This is a genomic window from Sphingobacteriales bacterium (genome assembly GCA_016699615.1).
GTDB lineage: Bacteria > Bacteroidota > Bacteroidia > Chitinophagales > JADIYW01 > JADJSS01.
In genome coordinates this window covers 2,064,569-2,081,158 of record CP064984.1, presented here as the reverse complement: position 1 = coordinate 2,081,158, position 16,590 = coordinate 2,064,569, and the positions used below count along the sequence as shown (strand labels likewise).

Sequence of the window (16,590 nt, the reverse complement as noted above, 5' to 3'; positions counted from 1 at the left end):
AGCAGCAGTTAAATTCATCAAAAGTCAATCAATTATTTTATAAACACCTGCATTTAAACTTACTCCTTTTTTAAAATTGGTTTCATTTCTTAATTTATTTTTAAAGTTTTTTTGATTAACGTCTATTCCATTTATAATGATAATATCATAGTCATATTCATTCTTTATAGCGAGGTGTGGATTGAAATATTCTTTATTTCTGTAAGTGAACGAGTATATATAATGTGGAAGAATACACAAGAAAATTGAAGTTTCTTTCTGTTGTTTATAAGGTTTCCCTGCAAAAAGCGGTAAATTAGTTGATTTATTTATTTCACGAGAATTATCATTTACAATCCAAAAATTTATTATCAAATTATCTTTCTTGCTAAATCTATGTGCTTGCACCAAATCTGTAGTTGAAGAAAGGAATAGAGATTTATTAGCAAAGTTTAAATCGCCTAATTGATGCAAAATTGTTAAGTAGTAATTTCTAAAATATATTTTATCGGTGTCATCAAGCTTTTTGATGTTACTTAAAAAATGCTTCTCCATTTCATCATTACTAAAATATTCGAATGCAACTTTATTTTTTTGAATGTACTTTTCTGTATTAGAATTCTTTGGGCTTTTATAAACAATCTTAAAACTATTAAATATGAATTCAAACATCTTGTCTGATACTTCATTTATCTCAAATTCAAATGAGCTTTTAAGGAATTCATTATTCCAAAAATATTTAGATTTATTCCCATAAAAAAATAGCCTTTCTTTAAATTGAGCTAATGTGTTGTATCTAACATCTAAACCTAATTGATTAAAACTTTCTTCTTTAGATATGCCCCTATGCAAAATCTTTATTTGCTTTTTAATCTGGGCTTCGTTTAATTTTATTTTAAAAATCTCTTTCAAATTCTTTTTATTTACTACAGTTTTCAACTAGTTTCTTGAAATATGAATTCAATTTTGGACTTATATCTGTTGGATATTGATAACTTAGAATCCATGAATTAACATATTCAGTTTCTGTTATTCCTGTAGAGTAAGGTGTTATTTCACGTTTAAAATTTTTGCTACCCTTAAGTAATTTGCAATATGCCTCTAATGCTGTTCCATATGAATACTTAATAAATTTCCAGTTGATAGCATCAGTATCAATTTCTGATATAGGAATAGTATAGACTACGACTTTCGGATCATAAAAGGGTTCTTCTGGATCTTGTTTAAATTGGTCGTATTTTATTATGAGATTGCAATTCTTAATACTAAAAGTTATATTTTCGTATTCATCATGTACTTCGAGCTTATTACTAATGTACTTTATAATTTCTGCATTAGTTTGTGCGAAGAGATTAGAATAAAAACTTAGCGTCAGGATAAAAAATAATTTTTTCATAGTATAATGGTTTAATTGCTGCTAACGTTTCGCAGCTTGGCGAAGTGGCGGAAATCGAAGCACAAATGTTCCGTTTTGCACAAAAGTTCAATCGAAGAACTGCCATTGAATTTATCACTGAACCCGCCATTTTGCCAAACTGCTGTTATGTGTTCGCCCTTTTTGCATTATAATGTTTTGTAGTATTCTTTAATTTTTTGAGCCATTACTTTTCTTCTTAAAGTCAAAAAGTCTTGGTAGTCGTCAATGCTCATTTCCATAATTTCTGTTGGCACGCAATTCATTTTTAGGTTGTCCAAAAGCTCTTGTTCGGTCGAAAGTCCACTAACCAATTTGTTGTCGTCAAGAATTTGCGTTTTGATAAGTTCAAAATAATCTTTAGGTGGTTTGTTACCCACTTTAATATTTACTTCCGATTGCATATAAACGTAGTTTGCAATTTGGTTGTATTTGCTTCTGTCAAGTCCATTTTTGCTTAAATAATCTTTTGGAAACAAATGATGAATGTCTCCACGTAAAGAAATTAAGTCGCCAACCAAAACGTCTTTTGATAAAAATCCTCTGTCGTTGGCTTTTACTTGTGAAGCCAAAAACACGTGAAAATATGGACTACTTGCAACGGAAGTATCTAAACTTTGTGGCAAAGATGCGTTCCAAAATGCGTCTGAAAGTTCTCCGTCTTCTTTTTCTTGTAAATATTCGCCAAATGGTTTTTGAGAAATTTGTTTGATGTCAAAGTCAAATGTACTTTCAGGTGAACCTGAATATCGTCCTGTCAAAATCGAGTAAACCAACCATTTTCTAACATAACTTTCAATGGCAACAGAGTTAACGCCAAGTTCTTTTAGTTTTAGGTAAACAATATAAGCAAAATTCAATGCGTTTTGCGAACGGATAAGTTTTGGCGAAATAAATCCTGCTGATTTCACAATCATTAAAAACCGTTTGAAATTGGTTTCGTTGATAAAGTTGTAAACACCTGTTTTCAATTTCAAAAATGATTGTTCGGCAATTTCTGTTTCGTAGCTTCTTGTTTCAAAATTTCTACCCGATAATAAACTTACCAAATCAGAAAGTCGTCCTCTGTTGAATTGCGAAGTAAATGCAACACGAATTAAGTCGTTGTAACTTGGGTCGTACAAATCTTCATTTTCAGTTTTAAGCCACGACATTTTTTGAAAAAAATCGGTTTTCGAAAAATCTTTGTCGTTATCTACAATTTGCTTGTAAAATTCTGGTGCAATGGCTAAATGACAAAAATAGTCAATGGCTTTTCTCAGTTCGTTTCCGCCATTTTCTGTGTCAGATGCAATTTTGCTCATTGCAAAATCTGCTTGACTTAAAACAACACCTTTTGAATTTATTCTAATGAAAATTTCCGTTACGGTTTCAATATCCAATTCAGGTGCTAATTCTATCATTCCGATTGGTTTTTTTACAATGCTGATTAATCTTGAAAATGAGTTTTCAATTAAATCTTCGTCAATGTCTGGATTAAGAGCCAAATAATCTCTGACTAATTTTAGTAAACTAATTTTTCCAGAAAAAGCGTCTGTAATGTCGTGAAGCCAAACTTTGTCTTTTAAAATTGCAGGGTTTTGTACTTCAAAACGTTCTTCAATAGGGTTGAAGGCAATTTTTATTTTTACTCTTTGATAATTTTTGTTGATAACATATTGTCCAAGAATTGCAGCAGTCAAAGCTGTTACACGTTGTTGTCCGTCAATTAAAACTTTTTTTCCTTCGCTTAAACTACCATCTTTCAATTTTACGTTCGGGTTTCTCCAAGCGATTACATAACCGATTGGATAACCTTGATACAAACTGTCCATTAAGTCACGAACTTTTGAGCTGTCCCAAACGAAAGGTCTTTGAATTTCTGGAATTGCGATTTCGCCCGAATTTACCCAAGCTAAAATTGTTTCAATTAAATGTTGGTTTACTGAATATTTTTGCATTTGTCTTTTTGTCGTTCGTTTCTATTTGGTACGGTCGTCATAGGGTGACACATAACACACAAATATACGCAATAAATGGAGTTGCGTATATTTTTTTGTTAAAAATATTTTTTCCTTATAATCTTCTTATTATCAATATTCTATGTTAAATATGTTTTTGCGTATTTTGAATATCCTGTCGTATTGTTTTATCCATATTTCATTTGTGTATATCCAAAATGCGCAACTTGTTTTTTGCTTTCTCTTCAAATAATTAACATAAATATTTATGGAATTTTTCTGCTTTTGCGTCATTATTATAGCTGGGGGTACTTCAAACCTGAGCTGGCTTATTTTTTAACTATTAAAATTTTATTATTATGTCAAACATCACGAACAACAAAGTGTCTGCTATGCTTACAGCAGCGCAAATTTCGGCAGTAAAAACTGCCATCAACACCATTAAATCTAATTTGCCCATGCTCATAGGACTGACTACCGAAGAGCGACAAAGTATTCCTAAAATTGATGTGAACAACAAAGTTTTTGTTGAGGATACCATCAACGTCATGGAAAATAATCCTACGCTATTGCCTGCTTATTTTAACACCGCAGAACTGAAAAAGACTTAGAACTTTTTCAGCAATTAGAGCCTCTTTTGCAAGAAATTGCCAAACTGCACGAGCTTATAGACGATACTAAAATGTTGGCTGGCTCTGAGGCTTATGTTACTGCATTGGTCGCTTATAGAAATTTTATATGGCCAGCCTACTGCGGGCATTCCTGGTGCAGATAGCGTGTACGATACACTAAAAACTCGCTTTGCTACGCAGTCTAGCTCAAGCAATTCAACAAATAATAATACACCTAGCTAGCTTACTTTTTTAGTGGCTCAATCTAGCTCAAAGCCTACCTAGCCTGTCTTTTTAGACGGGCTTTTTACTTTTTATGTGGACTGACTCGTGTTTTTACTGCGTTTACCCACTTAAAAACTGAGCTGGCTTAGTTAATAAGTGGGTATCACTAAGGTTTGAAGTGGCCTGGGGTACTTAAAACCTAGGCTGGCTTAGGTAAAAACTTAGCCAAGGGGGTACAAAAACTGAGTGTCACTAAGGTTTTAAGTGGCTGGGGGTACTTAATAAGTGAGCTGGCCGAGTTCGGAACTGAGCTGGCTTAGGTTAGAAGTGGTCTGGGGTACTTAAAAACTGCGTGGACTGACAAATTGGGTGGTACCCCCCACTTCCATAGGTGGGGGTACCCACTTCGGAAGTGGGGGTAAGCGTTAATTTTGTGCCATTATGGCAGTTTTTATTGATTTTTTATTGAAATTGTTTAATGTCATTGCCTTGAAAAAGGCAATCTCATATTTCTAAGTGATTAGGAGATTACCACTTTCGTGGTAATGACAGTAAAGCTATTTTTTTCTTGATAAAACAGTGCATTTACTTTCTTTGTCTTGATACAAGAGTGTAATACTTACTTTTTTTTGATAAAATAGTGCATTTACTTTCTTTGTCTTGATACAAAGAAAGTAACAAAGAAAAATCAAGGCTTACGAAAAATGACGCTAAAAATATTCGTCTTCGCTAAAAGTTTTTAAACTTGTTCTGCTTCTACAAAGCAGAACTTCAAACAGCAAAACTTTCTTTACGCTCAACGTTTATTTTCTTAACGCTATTTTTCTAATGCTTTTTTATTTCTTATATCAGATTATGATTTCAGTCGTTTTGATTTTTCTTCGCCACGTGCTGACGCTTGAACGCATGGCAGTCGTCAGTCGACAGTCGACAGTCAGCCGTTGATTGACGCTTGAATCTTCTTTTTATTCTTTATTTTCTTAACGCTATTTTTCTGATGCCAATTCCTTTTTCTTATCAGAAGATGATTTCAGTCGTTTTGATTTTTCTTCTCCACGTGCTAACGCTTGAATGTTTTTTCTATTTTTGATGAAATCGTTTGAAGTCATTGCCATGAAAAAGGCAATCTCCTAATTCTAATTAATAATGAGATTACCACTTTCGTGGTAATGACAGTAAGGCTATTTTTTTCTTGATGAAAAAGTGCATTTACTTTCTTTGTCTTAATACAAAGAAAGTAACAAAGAAAAATCAAGGCTTACGAAAAATTACGCTAAAAATATTCGTCTTCGCTAAAAGTTTTTAAACTTGTTCTGCTTCTACAAAGCAGAACTTCAAACAGCAAAACTTTCTTTACGCTCGACGCTTATTTTCTTTACGCTATTTTTCTAATGCCGTTTTTTATTTCTTATATCAGAATATGATTTCAGTCGTTTCAATTTTTCTTCGCCACGTGCTGACGCTTGAACGTATTTTTATGCAAAACTTTCCTTACGCTCGACGCTTATTTTCTTAACGCTATTTTTCTAATGCCGTTTTTTATTTCTCTTTAGATTATGATTTCAGTCGTTTCGATTTTTCTTCGCCACGTGCTGACGCTTGAATGCATGGCAGTCGTCTGTCGACAGTCAGCATGGATTGACACTTGAATGTTTCATCTATTGACTTTTATTTCCTTCTTAGTTCAAAGCTTTGTCCTAGGTATACTTTTCGTACCATTTCGTCTGATGCTAAATCTTCGGCACTACCTTGTTTGATGATTTTGCCTTCAAATAAAAGGTATGCTCTGTCTGTAATAGACAGCGTTTCGTGTACATTGTGATCTGTAATTAATATTCCAATGTTTTTTTCTTTCAGCTTTTCTACTATTTGCTGTATGTCTTCTACTGCAATTGGATCTATGCCTGCAAATGGCTCATCTAACAATATAAATTTTGGGTCTGATGCCAATGCTCTTGCTATTTCTGTTCTTCTACGCTCGCCACCTGAAAGTAATTTTCCTTTTGTCTTTCTTATTTTTTGTAGTCCAAATTCATCTAATAGTATTTCTAGTTTTTCTTTTTGCTGTTGCTTATTTAATGGTGTGAACTCGAGTATTGCTTTTACATTATCTTCGACACTTAGTGTACGAAAAACTGAGTTTTCTTGTGGTAAATAACCAACACCAAGTTGTGCACGTTTGTACATGGGTACTTTAGATATATTTTGGTTATCTAAAAATACATTGCCTTTGTTTGGTTCTACTAAGCCAACTGTGATGTAAAATGTAGTTGTTTTTCCTGCTCCATTTGGCCCAAGCAATCCAACTATTTCGCCCTGATTTACTTCTATAGAAACATCATCAACAACATTTCTATTGCCATAAGTTTTAAATAAGTTTTCAGCTTTTAGTATCATAGTTTATTTTATGTCTTTCAACCTTAATTCTATTTTAGTTTGTCCGTTCCAATCGTTTGGATATAATTGGTAACATACATCAAAAGTTTCTTTTTCATTCATCACTTCAAACAAACGTGCCATGCCAAATCCTACGCCGTTTACAGGATTTTGTCCATCTTTTAATAAGTTTATTTTTAGATGCGATTCTTTTACAATTTTAGAAAATCCAGTATCATATACATCTTTGGTCATAAATGTTGGACGCATATTTTGTGGTCCAAATGGTGCCATTTGTTCTAGTATATTATAAAACTTATCATTAATATCTGAGAATTCTATTTCTGCATCTATTTCAATTGGTGCAATCAGCAATTCATCTGTAATATTATTTTGTACTACTTCTTCAAATTTTTCTATAAATGCGTCTATTTGTTCTAACTCAATAGTTAATCCTCTGCGTATTTGTGTCCACCAAATTGAATGATGTGTTCGCTACATTTATCTATTGCATCGTGCAAATCAAAGCCTGGTACAGAACGACCAGAGCCTACTCCTTTTCCGTTTGATGCTGTAAGAATGATGGTTGGTTTGTGGTATTTTTCTATTAACCTTGATGCTACAATGCCAATGACACCTTTGTGCCAATGTGGTCTAAACAATACTGTGGATTTTTTTGCCAACAATGTTTCATCATTTTCTAAAATATAGAACGCTTCGTCTGTAATGTCTTTGTCTACTTCTTTTCTTGTATCGTTGTTTTCTTGTACTTTTTTAATTTTTGATAAAGCAACTTCTAAGTTTTCTGCTATTAGCAATTCTACAGCTTCTGAGCCGTGTGCTATTCTTCCTGCTGCATTTATTCTTGGTCCAATGATGAATACTAAATCTGAAATTTCTAATTTTCTATTTAATTTTAATTCATTGATTAGTGCTTTTATGCCTGGTCTTGGTTTTGAGTTTACTAAGTCAATTCCAAATTTTGCAAGTATTCTGTTTTCGTCTACAATATGTACCAAATCTGATGCAATACTTGTGGCTACTAAATCCATTTGGCAATACACATTTTCTATGTCTAAATTATGTTGTATTGTGTATGCTTGAATTAACTTAAATCCGATGCCGCATCCTGATAGCTCTTTGAATGGATAATTGCAATCTACTCGTTTTGGGTCGAGAATGGCAACTGCATCTGGAATTGTGTCTGCTGGCAAGTGATGATCGCATATAATAAAATCTATACTACGTTCTTTGGCATAGTCTATTTTATCGTGTGCTCTAATGCCACAATCTAGTGCAATAATTAGTGTAATATTATTGTCTTTGGCAAAATCTATACCTTGTGTAGAAATACCATAGCCTTCGCTGTATCTATCTGGAATGTAGTATTCTATATTTGTATAAAATTGCTTGAAAAATGAATATACTAAGGCAACAGAAGTGGTGCCATCTACATCATAATCACCATATACTAGTATTTTTTCATTATTGGCTAATGCATTTGTAATTCTATTGATGGCAATATCCATGTCTTTCATCAGAAATGGATCGTGCAAATCACTTAAACTTGGTCTAAAAAACTTTTTGGCTTGCTCGTAAGTCGTAATATCTCTTAGCACTAATAATTTGCAAAGAATTGGATGAATATTTAAGGCTTTTTGTAACTCATCTACTTTGTCTTGTTCTGCCTCTAATAAAATCCATCTTTTTAGCTCACTCATAACTTGCTAAGTTAAATAAAATATCTGTGTATTGATAAATAATAAAGTAATTTTTACATAAATCTAAAAATAGTATGGTATTTTTGTTAGATATATGTCTTGTATGAAAAATATCGTTTATAATATAGTTGGCACAACACACTTGTTTCAAGAGAAATTTAAAGAACTGTTGGAAGATTTGATACAAAACCAACATTACACTGAGGAACAAGGCAAACGTATTATTGATGATTTTTTCTATGCCATCAATCAGAATGTTAGTACAACAAAAAGTCAAGTTCAAGTTAATATTGATAGCTTAATCAAAAAGTATGAATTGGAAAAATATTTAGTTTGGAAAGAAGATTTGGAAAAACTAATAAATGATTGGAAAGCAACTTCTCTTTTACCTACAAAAATTAAGCATTACAAATAGGCATGAATTGCATACAACTACAAGACTACAATATAGTTTTTGACAATAATTTTGAAGAATTAAAATCTTTTTTAGCCATCAATCAGTACACAAAAAAAATTGTATTGGTTGATGAAAATACAAAACAATATTGTCTTCCAATCTTAGAAAAAAACATAAGCATAGATGTTATAATTGAAATAAAATCTGGTGAAGAAAATAAAAACATTACAACTTGTGAATTGATTTGGAAAGCACTAATTGATGAAACTGTAGATAGAAATGCTGTTTTTATTAATTTGGGTGGTGGTGTAATTGGTGACATGGGTGGCTTTGCTGCAAGTTGCTACAAACCTGGCATAGATTTTATACAATTACCTACAATTGTGCTTTCGCAAGTAGATTCGTCTATTGGTGGCAAATTAGGTATAGATTTTAAGTATGGTAAAAACCTAATTGGGCTATTTCAAAATCCTGTTCTTGTTTTTATTTATAATGATTTTCTAAAGACATTAGAAAAAAGACAATACATTAATGGTTTTGCTGAAATATTGAAACATGCTTTGATTTTTAATTCAACTCAGTGGGAACAACTGAAAGAGATTGACATTTTTAATGATGATATTTCTGCATTGATGTATCAATCTTTATTGATTAAAAAAAATGTGGTGGAGGAAGATCCGAAGGAAAAAGGATTGAGAAAAATATTAAATTTTGGTCATACTATTGGTCATGCTATTGAAGCCTATTCTATAGAACACACAGCACATCCACTCTTGCATGGCGAAGCAATTGCTATTGGCATGATTGCAGAAGCATATTTATCACATCAAAAAACTGATTTATCAGAAAATGAATTGGCTGATATTGTACAATTGATTTTACAATATTTCCCGAAGCAAGACATAGCCTCATATCCTATTGAAAATATTATTCAATTGATGTTGATGGATAAAAAGAATAAAGGAAACGATATTCAAGCTGCATTATTAACATCTATTGGTGCGTGTGCTTACAACATTAGCATAGATGAAGAAGATATTATAGATGGCATTAATTTCTATATTAATTTGTAAAATTATTCCGATAGAATATTTTCCATTTTCATACCTCTTGAGCCTTTTATCAAAATTTCACTATTCAATTTATCTTTAGATTTAAACCATATTTTAGCTTCATCAGAAGTATCGAATTTTATGGCTTTATTTACAATTACATTTTTAAAATTCTTTCCAACAAGTACTATTTTTTCAAAGTTCAAATCTTCTGCAAGTTTAGCAATATGTTGATGTTCTTCAGATGCATTGTTGCCTAGCTCAAACATATCTCCTAAAATTACAATTCTGTTCTTATTCTTGCTTAAACTAAAATTTTCTAAAGCATGCTGCATGCTCGTTGGATTTGCATTGTAGTAATCTAATATCAATTGATAGCCTTCTTTTTCAATTAGCTCTGAACGTTTGTTATTTGGAAAATAATTTTCAATACCTTGTTTGATTTTTTCTATTGAAATTTGAAATAACTGACCAATTTTTATGGCACACAATACATTACTTAAATTGTACTTGCCAAATAAATTTGTTTTAATATTTTGCGTATCAGATTCTACAATAATATTCGGAAATTCTTGCACAATATTTACTTGATTTACTGAATAAGCGTATTTATTCTTTATTTGCTTATCTTCTATCATCTTGCAAAGAATGGCATCATCTGCATTATAAATTGCTGTTCCATTATTTTTAGTTAGATAATCAAACAACTCGCCTTTCCCTTTGATGATACCATCTACACCACCAAAACCTTCCAAATGTGCCTTTCCAATATTTGTAATAATTCCATGTGTTGGCTCTGTGTATGTGCAATATTGTGCTATCTCATTTTGATGGTTTGCACCCATTTCTATGATTGCAATTTCTGTATCTAATGGCATTTCTAATAATGTAATTGGAATTCCAATATGATTATTTAGATTGCCTTTTGTGGCGTGCGTTTTATACTGCTCTTTAATAACAGCATGTACCAATTCCTTTGTAGTTGTTTTTCCATTAGAACCAGTTATTGCAAGCAATGCTTTTAATTGGATTTGTCTTCTGTGGTGTAATGCCAACTGCTGCAAAGTATGTAATACATTTTCAACTAATATGCATCTTACATCAATATTATATACTTCATCATCAATAACGACATAAGATGCGCCTATTTCTAAAGCTTTTTGAGCAAATTGGTTTGCATTAAAATTATCGCCTTTCAAAGCAAAGAAGATTTGGTTTTGCTTTATACTTCTGGTATCTGTTGTAACACCATTGCTTTCTAAAAACTTTTGATATAGATTGAAAATATTATTTATCATGCATAAAAATAAAAAAGTCTCGAAATTAATCGAGACTTTTTCTATAAATAGTTTCTATTACTTTATTATAATTTTCTTGCTTTTTGGTTTTTAGTAACCACTTTTTGCATTTCTTTAAAAGCTTGACCACCAAACATGTTTCCATCTTGAGAACCAACTCTAACCATTGCACATCTAAATCCAATATCATCAGAAGATTGATCTTCATTCACAAATCTTCTTGTACCTGGTGATAAATAATAACCTCTATCTCTCCAAGAACCACCTTTGTATACTCTAGATTTATTATTAACTAAAGTAGATATACCATAATTATAAGAAACAAATGAAGATGAATCACCGTCATTGTAATCTAATGCAAATGCTTTTCTATAATTTATTCTATTAGCTAATTCCTCATCACTTTGACGAACATATTTAATTCTACCTTTTTCGTCTAATCCTTCTTCTTCAGACTGTTTCATGAAATCATTACCTCTAAATGTATTTAGGTCATCAGCGAATGCTTCAGTCATTGGTCTATATACGTCCTGTACCCACTCATTTACGTTTCCTGCCATATTAAACAATCCAAAGTCATTAGGATAGTTTGCATAAACATCTGATGTTATTTCAGCATTATCATTCAAGGCACCAGCAACACCCATATAATCACCTCTTCCTCTCATAAAGTTTGCTAAGAAATTACCTTGTTGTTTGCCATGAATTTGGTATCTAAATGTAGCACCATCCCAAGGATAAATTCTTCTATCAGAAACTACTTCTTCTCCTTGTAATGGCATATTTCCTCTAAGACCTAATGCAGCATATTCCCATTCTGCTTCTGTTGGTAGTCTATAATCTGGTAATAAAATACCATCAGACATGTTTACGTTTCTTACACCACCTTCTGGTCCTAAGTTTTCAATACCTTGTTTTTCGCCTGTTGTACCTTGATACATTCCAGCCATATATGCTTCAGTGTTAAAGTTGTCTTCATTAACTTGGTTTGGATTATTTGCTAAATATCCTTTTTTAATTAATAAGAACTCATTTACTCTATCTGTTCTCCATTTGCAATATTCTGTAGCTTGTAACCAAGTTACACCAACAACTGGATAGCTATTGTAAGATGGATGAGTAAAATAATATTTTACATATGGCTCATTATAAGCTAGATTTCTTCTCCAACATAATGAGTCAGGTTTTGCAGCACTAACAAACTCTGGATGATCTGTACCAAACACTCTCTGTAACCAATATGTGTATTCTCTGTAGGCTACGTTTGTTACTTCAGTTTCATCCATATAAAATGACGATACTGTTACTCTTCTTTGAACGTTATCAAACTCATATAATAAGTTATCTTCTGTTGCACCCATTACAAATGTACCACCTTCTACTAATACTAGATTTGGTCCAGTAATTTGTTGAGTTTCTTCAGCTACTTGAAAACCACCCCATTCTTTGTCGTTGTAGTTCCAACCTGTAGTAGATGAACTTGCTGCTTTGTCCTTTCCACCTTTACATGAACTTGCAAAGATTAAAGCTACTATTGATATAAAAACAATTTTTCTCATAATGTTTTTTAAGTATAAGTTTAATTATCGTAAAGATACAAAAATAATAAATTACTTCTAATATTACAAATTAGTTTTATTTTTTTTAATAAACGAAATAAATAGTTTTTTAGTGTATATTTGTTAGTGCAACGTTTTTTATCATGAAAACGCCTTGTATATTGGACTTTTTATTTGTTTTTTACATCATATATAAGCTATTCTAATGCACCAAACGAAAAACACAAATCTATTTTTAACAAATATTTATCTATTTGTAGTCCTGTTTTTACACAATTCAGTTGCTATATCAAAAGATGACATTACAATAGATGCTAATATAATAGGCAATAATGTTAGTTTTAATAATGCTTATAAAGAAAATCTACAACAAATATTACCATACTATATTCACAATTTCAAGATTAGTAGCAATAATTTTGAGTATCAGATTGATAACTTAATTTATGAATCTTCTGATATTAATATTAGTTCTATTTCAAATTTACCTGCTACTTTAGTAATATCAAAGTTTGTAACTAATGAGAAAAGTGGCAACAAAGGCAATCTAATCATCAATCCATACAAAATAAACTTTGGGAAATTAGAAATTTTAAAATCATTTACAGTAAATATTTTTGAGAATTCAGATGGACTAAGAATAGGCGAAAGCCAACAATCATATACATCTAATTCAATGCTAGCAAATGGTAAATGGTATAAATTTGGTGTTGAAAAAGCAGGAATACACAAATTAGACTATAGCTTTTTAAAACAATTAGGTGTTAATCTTTCTAGCTTAAATCCAAATAATATAAGAATTTTTGGGCAAGATGGTGGAATGCTTCCAGAACTTGCTGGCGCAACTAGAACAGATGACATTCAAGAATATGCTATAAAAGTAGTAAGTGCCAATAGTTCTACGTTCCAAGATGGTGATTATATTTTGGTGTATACGCCTGGTCCAGATGTTTGGAAATATGATATACAGAAACAACAATTCAAATTAACAAAACACCTTTATTCAGCTACACAGAATTTATTTTTAACTACAGATTTAGGTAGTGGAAAAAGAATAAACTCAATTAATGGAAATGCATTAACTGAAAATTATACTTCTAATGCTTATGATGCACTTGCATTTGTTGAAGTTGAAACAGAAAATATAGCACATTCTGGTAGAGTTTTTGTTGGCGATAGATTTACAAACCAAACAACTAAAAACTATACTTTTAATTTCCCAAATATTATACCATCACAAGCAATAAAAATTTGGACTAATGTTGTGGCAGTTTCTGGCACTAGTAGTATTATGCAAATATCAGAAGGTAGTAATATTAGAAATATAAATTTAAGTCCATTACAACAAGAAACACAAGGAATTTTTAGCTATGGAATGCCTCAAGATGCAACATTTTCATTTGCAAATCCAAGTAGCAACTACACACTAAATTATATTTATCAAACCAATGATTTTTCTGGCAAAGCCTTTTTAGATTATATAAACTTACAAGCACGGTGCAATTTAGTCTATAATGGCACACCATTATATTTCAGAGACATTCAAAGTGTTGGTTCATCAAAAATCACTAAGTTCACAATATCAAACATTAATAGTAATGTAGAAATTTGGGATATTACTAATCCATTCGATGTTGTAAAAATAAATTACACCACAATAGGCAGTCAAGCTGTATTTACAGCAAATACAGATAGCTTAAAAGAATTTGCAGTATTTGAAAATACAAGCAATACACCAATTGCTTTAGGTAGCGTAGGCAACCAAAACTTACACGCTTTGAGTGCTCAAGATTATGTTATCATAACAAGACAAAAATTTCTATCTTATGCAGAAGAAATTGCACAACTACACAGAAGTAAAGAAAATATGCGTGTTGTGGTTGTTGATATTGAGCAAGTCTATAACGAATTTTCATCTGGCACAAATGACATTACTGCAATTAGAAATTTTGTAAAAATGTTTTACGATAGAGCAACACAAAGTCAAGATTTACCTAAATACTTATTATTATTTGGTGATGGCTCATACAACAACAGAGAATTAGGCGATTTTAACCTTCCAACTTATCAAAGTAAAAATTCTTTCAAAGCATTGCAAACATTTACAAGCGATGATTATTTTGGAATTTTAGATGATGCTGAAGGAAATAACATTGAAAATACTTCATTAGATTTAATAGATATTGGCGTAGGTAGAATACCAGCAATCAGTACTAGTAGTGCAAAAGCAATCACAGATAAAATAAAAAACTACTATGAAGTTTCTGATTATGGAGATTGGCGTACACAACTTACATTTATAGCAGATGATGAAGATGGAAATTTACACCTAACACAAGCTGATAATATTGCAGAATACACAAAAAATCAAATACCAAAGTACAATATTGATAAAATTTATTTAGATGCATTTACACAACAAAATAGCATCAGTGGTGCAACTTATCCTGGCGCAAATCTTGCACTGAATAGCAAAGTATCTAGTGGTACGCTATTAATAAATTATATTGGACATGGTGGTGGTAGTGGATGGGCACAAGAAGCATTACTTAGAATTTCTGATATTGAAAAGTGGAATAACAGCAACAAACTACCTTTATTTATTACTGCCACATGCGAATTTACAAGATACGATGAGCCTAATGAACATTCTGCAGGTGAACTAATAATATTAAAAGAAAATAGTGGTTCAGCTGCATTGGTTTCTACTACAAGATTAGTGTTTGCAAGTGAAAATTTTGATATGAATAGAAATTTCATGCAACAAATAACACAAGCAGCTTTGCAAACTGATATAAAAATTGGAGATATCTTAAGATTAGCCAAAAGAGTTACATTTACTGGTGATGGTAATAGAAAATTTTCATTATTTGGCGACCCAGCTATGCGTTTGGCATTTCCTAAAAATAATATAGAAATCACATCTATCAATGGTCTTAATACTGATACATTAAAAGCACTAAAAAACATTACAATTACTGGTGCAGTCAAAGACATGAGTAACAATATAATGTCAGATTTTAATGGCGTTGCAACAATTACGATATACGATAAATCTAAAACCATGAACACTTTGGCAAATGACCCACAAAGCTCAGCATATCCATTTCAGCTGCAAAAAAATAAAATTGTTAGAGCAAAGACTAATGTAACAAATGGTATTTTTCAAGTTAATTTTACTGTACCAAAAGATATTGAATATAATTTTGGAAACGGAAAAATATCATCCTATGCAAACAGCAATACAACAGATGCTATTGGTGTAGACAATAATATTATAATTGGTGGCATAGATACCACATCTATACAAGATAATAAAGGACCAGACATAGAAGCTTTTTTAAATGATGAGAATTTTGCATTTGGTGGCATCACTGATGAAAATCCGACACTACTACTTACTTTATTTGATGAAAATGGCATCAATACAACTGGAAATGGCATAGGACATGATATTACTGCAATATTAGACAACAATACAAAAAACATCTATACATTAAATGATTACTACGAACCAGAATTAAACAATATAAGAAAAGGTAAAGTCTCTTTTCCTTTAGATAAAGTAAGTAAAGGAAGACATACACTAAATATTGAAGCTTGGGATATATTTAATAATAATGGAAAAACATACACAGAATTTGTAGTAGAACAAAATGCAACTTTGGCATTGACACATGTACTTAACTATCCAAATCCATTTACTACAAAAACTACGTTTATGTTTGAGCACAACAAACCAAACCAAGAATTAGATTTAAAAATTGAAATATTTTCTGTAACTGGTAAAATTGTAAAGACAATTTTTCAGACTATAAATTCAGTTGGCTACAGAGTGTCGGACATAGTTTGGGATGGCAAAGATGAGTTTGGTGATCCAATTGGACGTGGCGTTTATGTGTATAAAGTGTCTTTAAAGGATAATTTTGGTGGAAAAACTAGCCAATACCAGAAATTAGTGATATTGAAATAAAAAAAATTAAATATTTTTACTTAATTTACGTTTTATAAACTATAT

Annotated in this window: 10 protein-coding genes and 1 pseudogene; 4 read left to right on the top strand and 7 right to left on the bottom strand. The window is 31.4% G+C overall.

Annotated features, from left to right (window positions below; genetic code table 11):
• Positions 1-24: 24 nt before the first annotated feature.
• From IPK18_09930 to IPK18_09920, 3 genes are all read right to left on the bottom strand, one after another.
• On the bottom strand, positions 25-831 hold the full coding sequence (locus IPK18_09930) for a hypothetical protein (protein ID QQR97195.1): 807 nt from the start codon (positions 829-831) through the stop codon (positions 25-27).
• Between the two features lie 67 nt (positions 832-898).
• On the bottom strand, positions 899-1,375 hold the full coding sequence (locus IPK18_09925; protein ID QQR97194.1) for a hypothetical protein: 477 nt from the start codon (positions 1,373-1,375) through the stop codon (positions 899-901).
• A gap of 167 nt (positions 1,376-1,542) precedes the next feature.
• Positions 1,543-3,333 carry a DUF262 domain-containing protein gene (locus tag IPK18_09920; GenBank protein QQR97193.1) on the bottom strand — a complete coding sequence of 597 codons (1,791 nt, stop codon included), beginning with the start codon at positions 3,331-3,333 and terminating at the stop codon, positions 1,543-1,545.
• Between the two features lie 359 nt (positions 3,334-3,692).
• Here IPK18_09920 and IPK18_09915 point away from each other — a divergent pair, with 359 nt between their 5' ends.
• A complete protein-coding gene (locus IPK18_09915; GenBank protein QQR97192.1) occupies positions 3,693-3,944 on the top strand; it encodes a hypothetical protein in 252 nt (83 codons plus the stop codon).
• 1,893 nt (positions 3,945-5,837) lie between these two features.
• Here IPK18_09915 and lptB read toward each other — a convergent pair.
• Positions 5,838-6,566, bottom strand: a complete 729-nt coding sequence (lptB, locus tag IPK18_09910; protein ID QQR97191.1) for an LPS export ABC transporter ATP-binding protein — start codon at positions 6,564-6,566, stop codon at positions 5,838-5,840.
• A gap of 3 nt (positions 6,567-6,569) precedes the next feature.
• Positions 6,570-8,266, bottom strand: a pseudogene (gene recJ / locus IPK18_09905) (single-stranded-DNA-specific exonuclease RecJ).
• Between the two features lie 103 nt (positions 8,267-8,369).
• Here recJ and IPK18_09900 point away from each other — a divergent pair.
• The gene (locus IPK18_09900) at positions 8,370-8,681 is read left to right on the top strand and encodes a hypothetical protein (protein ID QQR97190.1); all 312 of its coding nucleotides are present in this window, start codon (positions 8,370-8,372) and stop codon (positions 8,679-8,681) included.
• A 2-nt stretch (positions 8,682-8,683) separates the two neighbouring features.
• Positions 8,684-9,736, top strand: coding sequence for a 3-dehydroquinate synthase (gene aroB, locus IPK18_09895; GenBank protein ID QQR97189.1), 1,053 nt, complete (start codon positions 8,684-8,686; stop codon positions 9,734-9,736).
• 2 nt (positions 9,737-9,738) lie between these two features.
• On the opposite strand, the gene IPK18_09890 is transcribed toward aroB, so the two are convergent.
• Together IPK18_09890 and IPK18_09885 are read right to left on the bottom strand one after the other, a co-directional pair.
• Positions 9,739-11,013 carry a UDP-N-acetylmuramoyl-tripeptide--D-alanyl-D-alanine ligase gene (locus IPK18_09890; GenBank protein ID QQR97188.1) on the bottom strand — a complete coding sequence of 425 codons (1,275 nt, stop codon included), beginning with the start codon at positions 11,011-11,013 and terminating at the stop codon, positions 9,739-9,741.
• A gap of 65 nt (positions 11,014-11,078) precedes the next feature.
• Positions 11,079-12,572, bottom strand: coding sequence for an SUMF1/EgtB/PvdO family nonheme iron enzyme (locus tag IPK18_09885; protein ID QQR97187.1), 1,494 nt, complete (start codon positions 12,570-12,572; stop codon positions 11,079-11,081).
• 205 nt (positions 12,573-12,777) lie between these two features.
• On the opposite strand from IPK18_09885, the gene porU reads away from it, so the two are divergent.
• Positions 12,778-16,545 (top strand): type IX secretion system sortase PorU, encoded by a 3,768-nt coding sequence (gene porU / locus IPK18_09880; protein QQR97186.1) that lies wholly within the window; start codon positions 12,778-12,780, stop codon positions 16,543-16,545.
• Positions 16,546-16,590 lie beyond the last annotated feature (45 nt).

Coding starts and splice junctions, on each gene's coding strand:
- IPK18_09925 (QQR97194.1), bottom strand. CDS start 1,375: ATGAAAAAATTATTTTTTATCCTGACGCTAAGTTTTTATTCTAATCTC.
- IPK18_09920 (QQR97193.1), bottom strand. CDS start 3,333: ATGCAAAAATATTCAGTAAACCAACATTTAATTGAAACAATTTTAGCT.
- IPK18_09915 (QQR97192.1), top strand. CDS start 3,693: ATGTCAAACATCACGAACAACAAAGTGTCTGCTATGCTTACAGCAGCG.
- lptB (QQR97191.1), bottom strand. CDS start 6,566: ATGATACTAAAAGCTGAAAACTTATTTAAAACTTATGGCAATAGAAAT.
- IPK18_09900 (QQR97190.1), top strand. CDS start 8,370: ATGAAAAATATCGTTTATAATATAGTTGGCACAACACACTTGTTTCAA.
- aroB (QQR97189.1), top strand. CDS start 8,684: ATGAATTGCATACAACTACAAGACTACAATATAGTTTTTGACAATAAT.
- IPK18_09890 (QQR97188.1), bottom strand. CDS start 11,013: ATGATAAATAATATTTTCAATCTATATCAAAAGTTTTTAGAAAGCAAT.
- IPK18_09885 (QQR97187.1), bottom strand. CDS start 12,572: ATGAGAAAAATTGTTTTTATATCAATAGTAGCTTTAATCTTTGCAAGT.
- porU (QQR97186.1), top strand. CDS start 12,778: ATGCACCAAACGAAAAACACAAATCTATTTTTAACAAATATTTATCTA.